At 56.5% G+C, this 12,085-nt stretch carries 11 protein-coding genes; 3 read left to right on the forward strand and 8 right to left on the reverse strand.

Going from position 1 to position 12,085, the window contains the following annotated elements:
* The first annotated feature begins 45 nt into the window (after positions 1-45).
* Complete coding sequence (locus IM303_RS02870; protein ID WP_048999465.1) at positions 46-1,155, forward strand: mechanosensitive ion channel family protein; 1,110 nt, start codon at positions 46-48, stop codon at positions 1,153-1,155.
* Positions 1,156-1,195: 40 nt separating this feature from the next.
* On the opposite strand, the gene uspE is transcribed toward IM303_RS02870, so the two are convergent.
* The 7 genes from uspE to IM303_RS02905 form a co-directional block, all read right to left on the reverse strand.
* On the reverse strand, positions 1,196-2,146 hold the full coding sequence (uspE, locus tag IM303_RS02875) for a universal stress protein UspE (RefSeq protein ID WP_028012944.1): 951 nt from the start codon (positions 2,144-2,146) through the stop codon (positions 1,196-1,198).
* Between the two features lie 109 nt (positions 2,147-2,255).
* Positions 2,256-2,408, reverse strand: a complete 153-nt coding sequence (locus tag IM303_RS02880) for a hypothetical protein (protein ID WP_223824746.1) — start codon at positions 2,406-2,408, stop codon at positions 2,256-2,258.
* 176 nt (positions 2,409-2,584) lie between these two features.
* Positions 2,585-3,337: a fumarate/nitrate reduction transcriptional regulator Fnr gene (fnr, locus tag IM303_RS02885; RefSeq protein ID WP_006174991.1), complete on the reverse strand. Its 753-nt coding sequence runs from the start codon at positions 3,335-3,337 to the stop codon at positions 2,585-2,587.
* Positions 3,338-3,520: 183 nt separating this feature from the next.
* On the reverse strand, positions 3,521-4,036 hold the full coding sequence (gene ogt / locus IM303_RS02890; RefSeq protein WP_028012946.1) for a methylated-DNA--[protein]-cysteine S-methyltransferase: 516 nt from the start codon (positions 4,034-4,036) through the stop codon (positions 3,521-3,523).
* A 10-nt stretch (positions 4,037-4,046) separates the two neighbouring features.
* On the reverse strand, positions 4,047-5,573 hold the full coding sequence (gene abgT, locus IM303_RS02895; protein ID WP_193359561.1) for a p-aminobenzoyl-glutamate transporter: 1,527 nt from the start codon (positions 5,571-5,573) through the stop codon (positions 4,047-4,049).
* Positions 5,574-5,614: 41 nt separating this feature from the next.
* On the reverse strand, positions 5,615-7,060 hold the full coding sequence (locus IM303_RS02900; protein WP_048999463.1) for a M20 family metallopeptidase: 1,446 nt from the start codon (positions 7,058-7,060) through the stop codon (positions 5,615-5,617).
* Entirely contained in the window at positions 7,060-8,370 is a 1,311-nt protein-coding gene (locus tag IM303_RS02905) for a M20 family metallo-hydrolase (RefSeq protein WP_048999462.1), read from the reverse strand. Before IM303_RS02905 ends, IM303_RS02900 begins: the two co-directional genes overlap by 1 nt.
* Positions 8,371-8,545: 175 nt before the next feature.
* Between IM303_RS02905 and IM303_RS02910 the strand changes: the two genes are divergently transcribed.
* Together IM303_RS02910 and smrA are read left to right on the forward strand one after the other, a co-directional pair.
* A complete protein-coding gene (locus IM303_RS02910) occupies positions 8,546-9,457 on the forward strand; it encodes a LysR family transcriptional regulator (protein WP_045261470.1) in 912 nt (303 codons plus the stop codon).
* Between the two features lie 355 nt (positions 9,458-9,812).
* A complete protein-coding gene (smrA, locus tag IM303_RS02915; protein WP_048999461.1) occupies positions 9,813-10,376 on the forward strand; it encodes a DNA endonuclease SmrA in 564 nt (187 codons plus the stop codon).
* A gap of 27 nt (positions 10,377-10,403) precedes the next feature.
* Here smrA and IM303_RS02920 read toward each other — a convergent pair whose 3' ends face one another.
* Positions 10,404-12,065 carry a methyl-accepting chemotaxis protein gene (locus IM303_RS02920; protein WP_193359562.1) on the reverse strand — a complete coding sequence of 554 codons (1,662 nt, stop codon included), beginning with the start codon at positions 12,063-12,065 and terminating at the stop codon, positions 10,404-10,406.
* Positions 12,066-12,085 lie beyond the last annotated feature (20 nt).

Genomic DNA, 12,085 nt, shown 5'->3' on the forward strand with positions numbered 1-12,085 from the left:
CTCCTCTGTCTATACTTTACCCTTTGTGTAATACGAGGAGGTGTAATGCAATTTCTGTCCCGCTTCGACATCATCGCGCTGATGATGACGCCGGCATTCTGGATAGGCGCCGCCACGGTTGTCTTTGTGACGCTGCTGGTGTACTGGCTGCTAACGCGCCTGATCGCGTTCGTTAAGAAAGGGATCACCACCTGGGGCGACAAGCACCCGACCACCAACCGGATGCGTTTTATCCTGACCGATATGCTTAACCGCACCAGCCGCTTCCTGCTGTTTGTGGTGGCGCTGCTCTTCAGCCTGCGTTTCGTTAACTTGCCGGATCATCTCTTTGGTACCGTGAGCCACGCCTGGTTCCTGGTTTTCGCCATCCAGGTGGCGCTGTGGATGGATCAGGGGGTGGTGTCGTGGCTTCGTCACGTCATGCTGGCGCCCGGAAGCCATAAAAACCCGGTCACGCTGGTGATCACGGGGCTTATTCTCCGTGCCATCGTCTGGTCAGTGATGCTGCTGTCTATCCTTGCTAACGCGGGCGTCAACATCACTGCTCTGGTTGCCAGCCTTGGGGTAGGGGGTATTGCCATCGCCCTCGCCGTACAAACGATCCTCAGCGACGTGTTTGCCTCGCTCTCTATCGGCTTTGATAAGCCGTTTGAAATTGGCGATTTTGTGGTGTTCAACGACGTGGCGGGGACGGTAGAGCACATTGGCCTGAAAACGACCCGTATCCGCAGCCTGAGCGGGGAGCAGATCGTCTGCGGTAACGCCATTTTGCTTCAGCAGACGCTTCACAACTACAAACGCATGCAGACGCGTCGCATCGTCTTTACCTTTGGCGTCGCCAGCGACACGCCGCCCGATAAGTTGCGCTACGTGGGGGATATGGTCAGGCAGATCATTACCGATGTCGGCGAGACAAAATTCGATCGTGCCCATTTTCTGGGATTTGACCGCGACCGCCTGACGTTTGAAGTCGTCCATATCGTTAATACCGCGGATTACAACAAATACATGGACATCCAGCAGGAGATCAATATCCGTATTCTTGAAGGGCTGAACGCCCAGGAGATTAAGCTGGCGCTGCCCAGCATGGTATTGCACGCGCCGTGGATGCAGGATGAGTCAGGTGAACAGCCGAAGCCGGTAATGGAGAGTTGATGAGAAAAGCCCGCCGGAGCGGCGGGCTTTGATGTTTACGTTAATCGTCTTCCGGGTCGTCCAGCTCAATCGGCGTCTGATACTCATCCGGCTTGATGACCAGCAGGTCGCAGCGCAGATGGTCGATCACCTGTTCGGCGGTATTGCCGAGGAAGGCAGCAGAGATACCGGTCCGGCCAATGGTGCCCAGCACCACAATCCCGGCCTGCAGATGTTCGGCTAAATCCGGGATCACCTCTTCAGGCAGCCCTTTTTCCACGTGCGTCATGTTCTCGTCAATGCTGAACTTCTGGCGCAGCGCTTTCATCGCCAGCAGGTGCTGACCGCGGATCGCGTCGTTATAGACGCTAGGGTCAAATTCCGGCAGCTCAATGGCGATATTGATCGGGGTAACCGGATAGGCGCCCACCAGATGCACTTCGGTATGGTTAACCTGATCGGCAAGCTGGATGGTCTCCTTCACCAGCTTCTCGTTGAGCGAATTGTGATAATCCTCTTCGCTCGCGAGATTCACCGCCACAACGGCTTTCCCGCCTTCAGGCCACGGCTGGTCTTTCACCATCCAGACCGGGCAAGGGCATTTACGCAACAGATGCCAGTCGGTCGGAGTGAAGATTACGGACTCCAGCTTGTCGTGCTGGTGCGCCATCTTCAGCAGCAGGTCGTGCCCACCGGCAACCACTTCCTGGATAATGGCCTCAAAAGGTCGGTTATGCCAGACCACTTTAATATCAATAGGCACTCCCGCTTCCAGGTAATACTTCGCCTGTTCACGGATCCACGCGGTACGCTGGCTGATGACGCCCTGACGCATAGCGGTGCGCTCGTCAGGCGACAGAAGGGTGGTCATCTCATACGAGAAGTCATAGATCGGCAAAAACGCTTTGATTTTGCCACCAATCCGTTGATGTAAATACACAGCACGTCGTAATGCCGGCTGATCGTCCTGATTCGGATCGATAGCTACCAGCATGTTTTGATACTTGGCCATACAGGTCTCCTTACTACTGTCACCACAGTCTGTAATTAAAAGAGTAACCTATATATCCTGAATGAAACAGAGGGGAGCTTTTGCCAGATCAATAATTCATGAAAATTTATCAAAGGAAAAGCACGGTGGATGTCACCGCGATAAACGCAATGAACAGCAGCACCATCACCGCTATCGCAAAGGTCGTGGAATCCTGAACGTAGGTTTTTTCCTCCCCCTTCATCGGACCGACAAGCATGATCCAGATGAATATAAAGGTCACTGAGGCGATCACGACTGAAACGAAAAACAAACTTTCTCTCAATTCATAACCTCAACGACAACCTTTCAGGCGCTGTGTGGGGACGTGCTACGGTGAAAATGTCTTAAAGCGGAAGCGATGATACCAGACCAATAAATCACGTGAATTTATCAGTCTGGTTATCAACAGGCGGAGAGTTACGCCACGTTGCGGGCGTGTCCGGCAAGAACGGCCAGCGCTTCGCCGTTTTCGATAGTGATGTATTTACCCTTAACGGCCAGCATTCCGCTCTTCTGGAAACGACCCAGCAGACGGCTGATGGTCTCAACGGTCAGGCCCAGGTAGTTACCGATATCGCCACGGGTCATGGTCAGACGGAACTCACGCGGCGAGAAACCGCGCTCGGCGAAGCGGCGGGAGAGGTTGTAGATAAACGCGGCCAGGCGCTCTTCTGCATTCTTTTTGGAAAGCAGCAGAATCATGTCCTGATCGCCTTTGATCTCACCGCTCATCAGACGCATCATCTGCTGACGCAGGTTAGGCATCTTACCGGACAGATCGTCCAGGGTTTCAAACGGAATTTCGCAAACCATTGAGGTTTCGAGTGCCTGAGCAAAGCTCGGGTGGTGACCAGTGCCGATGGCATCAAAGCCCACCAGATCGCCTGCCAGGTGGAAGCCGGTGATCTGCTCGTCACCCTGTTCGGTGATGGTGTAGCTCTTGATGGTGCCAGAGCGGATAGCATAGAGCGATTTCAGTTCGTCTCCCGCTTTAAACAGCGTCTGCCCTTTCTGAATCGGCTTTTTGCGCTCGATGATATTATCAAGCTGATCGAGTTCATGCTCATTCAGGGTAAACGGGATACAGAGCTGGCTGATGCTGCAATCCTGGCAATGGATAGCACAACCGCCAGACTGAATGCGTCGTATAATTCGCTTTTCCGGGATCATAGGTTTGCTCAAGCCTTAATTGATATTGGTCAATTTTAACATCTTTTTGGTAAGTACGTAAGCCTGACAAACCCGCAATAAGGACAAGAGACGGCAACGTGTTGCCATCTTCTTGAAATTCCACAGCTTGATTATGGATTTTTAGCCTAACCGGTAGAAAATTAAGCACAAAAAGCCTGGGATTTACAGCAAGAGATACCCTTCGTGACGCAGTAACCACTCCTTGCGCTGCACGCCGCCGGCATAGCCGGTCATGGTGCCGTTACGGCCAATGACCCGATGGCAGGGCACCACAATGCTGACCGGATTAGAGCCATTGGCGGCACCCACCGCGCGTGCGGCGCCTGCGCGGCCTAGCTGCTCCGCGAGCTGGCCGTAATGCATGACCTGCCCGCACGGAATCGACCGCAGCGCCTGCCACACTTCGCGCTGAAAAGGGGTACCTGCCGTGGCGGTTGGCAGAGTATCAATGATGCTGAGATCGCCTTCAAAATACGCCGCCAGCTTGTCGCTCAGCCCGCCCGGGTTGGTGGCGCTGATGCGTTCATAACCCTGTGCGCGGTAATGAATATCAAGCAGTTCCTCCATGCGGTCGCTGTGCTCTTCCCACTCAACGGCGCGCAGGCAGAACTGCTCGTCCGCGATCACCCACAGCGGCCCGAGCGGCGTCGCAATTTTATCTTCGAGTAATCTCAGCATTTTCAATCCTTTAATTTAGCCTCGGGTATATCCCCGGCCCAATCGGCAGGCCGACAAGATACCATGCCACCAGCATCACCAGCCATACCCCTAAAAAGATAAGCGGGTAGGGTAAAACCAGCGAATAGTAGGTACCCAGTCTGGCCTCGGGCTTATAGCGCTGCAGGAAGCCTAAAAACAGCGGAACGAAAGGTGAGACGGGCGCCAGCGGGATCACCGAGGAGTCCGCGATGCGGAACAGGATCTGGGCAAACGCCGGGTGGAACCCGAGCATCATAAACATCGGCACGAAGATCGGCGCCAGAATTGACCAGATGGCGGAGCCGCTGGCAATAAACATGCACAGCAGGGATGACAGCAGCGCCAGCCCGACAAACGCCGGTACGCCGCTTAATCCGGCAGCCTCCAGCGCGTCGGTCAGGCCCACGGCCATAAACTTGCCCATGTTGCTCCAGTTAAACATCGCCACAAACTGCGCCAGCGGGAATACCATCACGATAAAGCCCGCCATCTCTTTCATCGGCTCGATCATCAGCTGCGGCAGATCGCCCTGACGGCGGATTTTGCCGGTAGCGATACCGTAGGCGAGCGAAACGACAAAGAAGAAGAGAATAATCAGCGGCACGATGCCCTGAATAAACGGCGACGGCAGGACGGTATGCTTAACCGGATCGCGCAGTATGCCGTTTTCCGGCACCACCATCAGCGCCACCAGCGCGATAAACGCCAGCGAGACCAGCCCGGCTACGCGCAGGCCGAAGCGCTGCTCTTTGCTCAGCGTCTCCAGCTTTTCATCGCTACGGCCTTCCCATTTGCCCAGACGCGGCTCGACGATCTTATCGGTAATCAGCCCGCCGACAATCGTCAGGACAATCACCGAGCTTGCCATAAAGTACCAGTTGTCGATCACGCTGACGTGCATGGCCGCATCAATGGTTTTCGCTGCCTCCGTGCTGATGCCCGAGAGCAGCACGTCGGTGGTGACGATCAGCAGGTTGGCGGTAAAGCCGCAGCCCACGCCCGCAATGGCCGACAGCAGACCCGCCACGGGATGGCGCCCGACGGCGAGGAAGATCAGCGCCCCCATCGGCGGCATAATCACCAGCGCGGCATCGGATGAAATGTGGCTGAAGAAGGCGATAAACAGCACCATGTAGCTGGCATAGCGCGCGCTGACGTGGGATGCCATTTTTACCATCAGCGCGGGTAACAAGCCCACGCGTTCAGCCAGCCCGGCGCCCAGCACCAGCGCCAGAATGGCCCCCAGCGGAGCGAAACCGCTGAAGTTTTTGATCACGTTCGGTAAAAACCAGTGCAGCCCGTCAATGCTGAGCAGGTTTTTCACCGCCACCAGGCTGCCGTCTGCCGGGCTGCGCACGCTGACGTCAAAGGCCGAGAGCACGGCGGTGGCAACCATCAAAATCACAATCAGATAGATAAACAGCAGGAAAGGGTGCGGCACTTTATTGCCGATCCTTTCAACCCAGCCATAGAGATTACCGGATGGGGAATGCGAAGGTATGGATGACATACTCATGGGCGTTCCTCGGGAGTGTTGTGTTGTTGTGTTGTGTTTTTTTATTTTAAAGGTGACGGTGTCACGCCCGATGGGATCGGACACGCGTACGGTTTTTCTTCTATTTGTTGTTCGAACTCTTCACGGCATGTTTTCAGCAGGTCTGCATCCTGCAGCAGATTGAGCGCGGTTGCGCCCATCACTTTCCCGGCCAGCAGCATGCCTTTATGGGCGATGGAGGTTCGTCCCTGCGCCACCAGTTGCCAGGTGTGCAGCGGCGTGCCGACGGTAAAGCAGGGGCTGAAGCACTGGGCGACCGGCATTTTCCAGCTGACGTCACCCACGTCCGTTGAACCCGCCAGCACGTTATCGGTGATGGCATAGGGCGCGACTTCATCCACCAGCAGCGTCTCCTGATGGCGGCGGGCAAAGGCTTTGCCTGCTTCTCCCCCCGTGGCGGCAATGTTTTTCAGGCTGTTCTGCAGATCGTTTGGCGTCAGCGTGGCGCGGATTTCGCGGGCAAAGTCGCGCTCTTCATCGGTCCACTCCGGCGTGCCGTAGTGCTGCAACGCGCGGTACATCGCAGCCTCAAGCGTGCGGTTCGGCAGGTAGCTGGAGCAGGCCTTATCAAAGCGGCATTCCACGGTGGTTTCGGTCATCATTGCCGCGCCCTGGGCAATTTTTTCGATGCGTTGGTAGATCTGCTGCGCGTCGGCCATCTCCGGGGCGCGGATCAGGTACAGAACTTCAGCCTGCGCCTGCACCACGTTGGGCGAAATCCCGCCGGTGTCGGTGATGGCGTAATGGACGCGCGCTTTCTCTATGATGTGCTCGTTAAGGAAGTTGGTGCCGGTAGTCATCAGCGTCACGGCGTCCAGCGCGCTGCGCCCTAAATGGGGCGAGTTGGCTGCATGTGCCGCCACGCCGTGAAAACGCCAGGCCGCCTGAATGTTGGCGAGTGTGCTGACGTTAAACATCCCGGCAAAGGCCTCCGGGTGCCAGGTGACGGCGGCATCAACGTCATCAAACAGACCTTCACGTACCATAAAGGTTTTCCCGGAACCGCCTTCCTCACCGGGACAGCCGTAAAAACGCACCGTTCCGCTGCCGCCGTGCTGCTCCAGCCAGCTTTTTACCGCCACCGCGCCCGCAAGCGCCGCGGTGCCCAGCAGGTTATGCCCGCAGCCGTGGCCGCTCGCCCCCGGCGTGGCGGATTGCGCCGTCGCGCAGTGCGCCTGCTGGCTTAGCCCGGCCAGCGCGTCGTACTCGCCCAGCAGAGCGATAACCGGTTTTCCGCTGCCGAAGCTGGCGATAAACGCGTTTGGGATACCGCCTGCCTCGCGGGTCAGCGTAAAGCCCTCGGCTTCCAGCTCGTCAGCGAGCCGTCTGGAGGACCAGAACTCTTCAAAGCGGGTTTCGGGATGATCCCAAATTGCATCGGCAATATCGGTTAGCGTCTGACATCGCGTGTCGATGGCATCGGCAATAAAAGCGTAGTTCTCCTGCATTACACACCTCGCGTCCACGGGAAATTGAGCGCAGTTCGCGCCAGCGTTTCAATGGCGACAGCCATGACCTGCTCATCGAAGTCGAATTTTTCGTTGTGATGTCCGGCGCTCAAATCCGTGCCGAACACCATATACGATGCCATGCCGCCGTTCTGCTGCACGCGGGCCATCATCAGCGTGGCGTCTTCAGAGCCTGCTGGCGCTTTCACCTTATCGATTGCGTGCACAATTCCCGATACCTGGCTCGCCTGTTCACGCAGGTAATCAACCCAGGCCGGCGTCGGCGCGCTGGAGGTGGCGGCCCCCATCAGGCGCATCTCCGCGCTCACGCCATAGAGCGCGGCCGCGCCGGTAATGACAGCCTTCGCGCGTTCAAAGACATACTGGTTTATTGCTTCGCTTTCGCCGCGGGTTTCAACCTTAATCAGTGCATTTGCGGGCACCACGTTGCGGCCGCTACCCGCCTGCATCACGCCGACGTTGACGCGGGAAGCGCCTTCGCTGTGCGGGGCGATGCTGTGCAGGGCGAGGGCGGCCTGCGCGGCGGCAAGCAGGGCGTTACGTCCATCCTCCGGTTTGCCGCCCGCGTGTGCGGCAACGCCGGTAAAGTTCACGTCGAACTTGGTGGTAGCCATAAAGTTATCGCTGCCGCAGATCGCCGTTCCGGCGGGGACGCCGGTACCAATATGGATGGCGGTAAAATAGTCCACGCCGTCGAGCGCCCCGGCGGCGACCATGGCGCGCGCGCCGCGGGTGCCTTCTTCGGCAGGCTGGAAGATCAGCTTGACGGTACCGTTGAGCTGCGCTTCGTTCTGCTTAAGCACCTTTGCCAGCCCCAGGCCAATGGTGGTGTGGCCGTCGTGCGCGCAGGCGTGCATCATTCCCGCGTTGCAGGAGGCAAAACCGTCGCGGAACGGGCGATGGCTGTCGTCGAGCGCTTCGCTTAAATCAAGGGCATCCATGTCGACGCGAAACGCCAGCGTCGGGCCCGGTCGTCCGGTATTCAGGGTCGCCACAATGCCGGTAAATCCGCCTTCAAACGGTGCCAGCCATTTCTCAGGCGCGCCCTGTGACCGCGCACGGGCAAACTCTCGCGAAAGGGTAGCGTCATCGGGCAGCCCCATACGGCTTTCGGCATCGATCACGTCGCGACCCATCGCCAGTTCGTAGCCCAGGGAGTCAAGAATTTCCGCGACCTTTGCGGCGGTACGGAACTCTACCCAGCCGGATTCCGCAAAATGGTGAAAATCGCGACGCCATGCGATCAGCTGGGGGGCTAATGTCTGGATGTACTTCGCCAGTGTGTCCATATCTGTTCCTGTCATCATTAAAAAATGTGAACTGCTTCACGCTGTGATAGTTTTTACTTATCACTAACCGTTTTTTCACAGTTTTAACCGTTCAGGAATTACCCTCGCACATCCCTTTCCATTAAAGTAGATGACAGTTTCTTTACTCTGATAAACAACGGTTATCGGTTGGGCTATGTCATTTCAGATTAAATTCCATCAAATCCGGGCGTTTGTTGAAGTGGCGCGTCAGGGCAGCATTCGCGGTGCCAGCCGGACGCTGAATCTCTCGCAGCCGGCGCTGACCAAATCCATCAAAGAGCTGGAGGAGGGCATGGCGGCGCAGCTTTTTGTTCGCCGGAGTAAAGGCGTTGCGCTGACCGAGTGCGGGGAAGGGTTTTACCAGCGCGCCAGGCTGATTCTGGAAGAGCTGCGTGCGGCGCAGGATGACATTCGCCAGCGGCAGGGGGATCTGGCCGGGCAGATCAATATCGGGATGGGGGCCAGCGTGTCACGCAGCCTGATGCCCGCCGTCATCACCCGTTTTCACGCCCAGCACCCGCAGGTTAAAGTGCGAATTATGGAAGGGCAACTGGTGTCGATGATCAATGAATTACGCCAGGGCGAACTGGACTTCACCATCAACACCTATTATCAGGGGCCTTACGACCATGAGTTTACGTTTGAAAAACTCTTCGAAAAACCGTTTGCGGTATTTTGCCGGGAAGGGCATCCGGCGACAGGGGCAACATCCATTAACGATCTGCTGCATTATAACTGGACAATGCCAACGCCGCGGGGAAGTTATTATAAACAATTAGAAGATCTATTTAGCCACCGCTCGCAAATACCGCGGATTGGCGTAGTGTGCGAAACCTTTTCTTCCTGCATTAGCCTTGTTGCACAAAGTGATTTTTTAAGTATCCTTCCGCAGGAGTTAGGCTGTGATCCGCTGCTGGCGCACCGTCTGGTCATTTTGCCGGTTGCCGAGTCGCTTCCAAAAGCCGCATATTATTTAATTCAGCGCCGGGATTCTCGTCAAACTCCGCTTGCCGAATCATTAATTACGCAATTCAGAAGGGAAGCGAGAAAAATAATTTCAGGGTGAGTGTCGCATAATAAAAAAACAGAGTCTGCCCGACATCAGACAGACCCTATAGTACACACAGCAGTGCGTCCTTTCGCAAGTCCTGGGTATTATATCCATGAGGCAGGTAAATTTAGTTATAACACCTTTCCCGAAAAATGAAAGGAAGGTGAATGACTGATTTCACGAAAATTTAACGCAAATCACCTATTTTACCGTTGCTGGGGTTTTAGTTAAGTCAGGTTTAAGTACATTTTATAATGCCTATATATATTCATCGGGTTAATATTTATCTCGTGCCTCATCTTCTAAGGGTTATTGAGACACCTGTCTGGCGCAGGTATAGTACAAGCCCAGATGTAGCCGGAGGATTTCCATGAACCCTGACGACAAATCCCTTTTTCTTGACGCCATGGAGGATGTCCAGCCCCTGAAACGCTGCACCGATATCCACTGGCAGCAAAGCCGTAATACCCGGGCTCGCCAGGACATCGATACCGAACAGCTCGACAACTTTCTGACCCTGGGTTTCCTTGAGCTATTGCCGCTTGACGAGCCGCTGGCGTTCCAGCGCGAAGGCGTCCAGCAGGGCGTTATTGATAAGCTGCGTTCGGGTAAATACTCCCGACAGGCCAGCTTAAATCTGTTGCGTCAGCCCGCTGAACGCTGCCGCCAGATGCTGTATTCCTTTATTCGCCAGGCCAGTCGTGACGGATTACGTAACCTCATCATCATCCACGGGAAAGGGCGCGAGCAAAATTCGCATCCTAATGTGGTGCGTAGCTATCTGGCACGCTGGTTAAGCGAGTTCGAGGAAGTGCAGGCGTTCTGCGTGGCGCTGCCGCATCACGGCGGCAGCGGGGCTTGCTATGTTTCCCTGCGAAAATCCGACGACGCGAAGCAGGAGAACTGGGAACGGCACGCCAAGCGCAGCCGTTAGCGGGCGATATCTTCGCCCGCCTGAGGCTTAGAAGGTTTCCCAGTTACTGTCGGGGGGGGCGTTAGCCGTTGCCGGACGCAGCAGCTGCGGTGTTTTAACGTTGGCCGGGCGTGGGGCGGTGGCGTTTGCTTTACCGTTCAGACGAAACGCGGCCACGGCCTGACGTAGCTGTTCGGACTGATCTTCCAGCGCCGCTGCCGCCGTGGCCGACTGCTGCACCAGCGCGGCGTTTTGCTGCGTCACGCTGTCCATCTGCGACACGGCCAGGCTCACCTGCTCAATTCCGCGGCTCTGCTCATCCGATGCGGACGAAATCTCGCCCATGATATCGGTGACGCGGGTGACGGCGGCGACAATCTCCTTCATAGTCGCGCCCGCTTCGCTGACCTGCTCAGAACCGGTGTTCACCCGGCTGACGGAGTTCTCAATAAGCCCTTTGATCTCTTTCGCCGCCTGCGCGCTGCGGCTGGCCAGCGTACGAACTTCACCGGCGACAACCGCAAACCCGCGGCCTTGCTCGCCTGCGCGTGCGGCTTCCACCGCGGCGTTAAGCGCCAGAATGTTGGTCTGGAACGCAATGCTGTCAATCACGCCGGTAATATGAGCGATTTGCTGCGAACTGTCGGCAATTTCGTTCATGGTGCGCACCACGTTATCCACGACGTGGCCGCCGCGAGCCGCTGTTTCAGAGGCATTCTTCGCCAGCAGCGTCGCCTGACGGGCGTTATCGGAGTTCTGTTTAACCGTTGCGGTCAGCTCTTCCATGCTGGCGGCTGTCTCTTCGAGCGAGGAGGCCTGCTCTTCGGTGCGGGCGGAGAGATCGTTGCTCCCTGCGGCAATTTCACCCGCGCCGGTGTAGATGGAGTCGGTGCTGCCGCGTACGGCGCTGACGGTCGTCACCAGCGACTGCTGCATCTCGTGCAGGCCAGCCGCCAGCTGACCCATCTCATTTCGGCCAGAGAGGGTGATATCCTGCGTCAGATCGCCTCCCGCAATGGCGCGAATATGGTTCATGATGGCGTTGAGCGGTTTTAACAGCAGGTGCTGTAAACCCTGCCAGATCACCACCAGCACGGCGATAACGGCCAGGAAAATGGCTGCCAGCGTCCACTGCATCTGCGTGAAGCTGCTTTGGTTCTCTTCGGTTGCCGCCTTCAGCAGCGTGTTGTTCTCGGCGCGCCAGCGGTTATAGACCGCTTCCATGTCGTCCTGGGCCTGCTGAGCGTCCAGATCGCCATAGGCCTGGTAGTTGTCGGCACGCAGATACTCAATCGACAAACGCATCACCTCGTGCATCTGATTCCATGACTTCTGCATCTCGTCGGTTAACGCCGCATTCTGGCCGTTAACCTGCGGCATTTTCTGCCATTCTTTGTTATAGGCTTCAGCTTTAGCCAGCGAGTCGCCTGCGGTGCCGAGCAGTTTGTTAATCGCGGCAAGGGATGCCGGGTCGCGCTGGTTCTTCAGGTAGCGGATTGCCACGCGGGTTACGGTAACGCGCGTTTTCACCAGCGTGTTCACGCTGTCGCTCAGGCTTTCCTGCTGGGCATTCAGCACGCCGGAGTTCTGGAAGTTATGGCGATCGTTGCTGACGGCAGAGTAGAACAACCCTCCCGTGACAACTTGCAGCAGACAGAATATGGTGAGGGCAAAGATAATTCCGGTAATCACGTGCAGATTTTTCAGCATAGCGGTCGTCCGTTAGAAAA

Origin of the sequence: Enterobacter cloacae complex sp. P38RS (genome assembly GCF_014930775.1) — a bacterium.
Taxonomy (GTDB): domain Bacteria; phylum Pseudomonadota; class Gammaproteobacteria; order Enterobacterales; family Enterobacteriaceae; genus Enterobacter; species Enterobacter bugandensis.

What these genes read in the sequence shown, in the direction of transcription:
- IM303_RS02870 (WP_048999465.1), top strand. Translation starts at nt 46, where the DNA reads ATGCAATTTCTGTCCCGCTTCGACATCATCGCGCTGATGATGACGCCG.
- uspE (WP_028012944.1), bottom strand. Translation starts at nt 2,146, where the DNA reads ATGGCCAAGTATCAAAACATGCTGGTAGCTATCGATCCGAATCAGGAC.
- fnr (WP_006174991.1), bottom strand. Translation starts at nt 3,337, where the DNA reads ATGATCCCGGAAAAGCGAATTATACGACGCATTCAGTCTGGCGGTTGT.
- ogt (WP_028012946.1), bottom strand. Translation starts at nt 4,036, where the DNA reads ATGCTGAGATTACTCGAAGATAAAATTGCGACGCCGCTCGGGCCGCTG.
- abgT (WP_193359561.1), bottom strand. Translation starts at nt 5,573, where the DNA reads ATGAGTATGTCATCCATACCTTCGCATTCCCCATCCGGTAATCTCTAT.
- IM303_RS02900 (WP_048999463.1), bottom strand. Translation starts at nt 7,060, where the DNA reads ATGCAGGAGAACTACGCTTTTATTGCCGATGCCATCGACACGCGATGT.
- IM303_RS02905 (WP_048999462.1), bottom strand. Translation starts at nt 8,370, where the DNA reads ATGGACACACTGGCGAAGTACATCCAGACATTAGCCCCCCAGCTGATC.
- IM303_RS02910 (WP_045261470.1), top strand. Translation starts at nt 8,546, where the DNA reads ATGTCATTTCAGATTAAATTCCATCAAATCCGGGCGTTTGTTGAAGTG.
- smrA (WP_048999461.1), top strand. Translation starts at nt 9,813, where the DNA reads ATGAACCCTGACGACAAATCCCTTTTTCTTGACGCCATGGAGGATGTC.
- IM303_RS02920 (WP_193359562.1), bottom strand. Translation starts at nt 12,065, where the DNA reads ATGCTGAAAAATCTGCACGTGATTACCGGAATTATCTTTGCCCTCACC.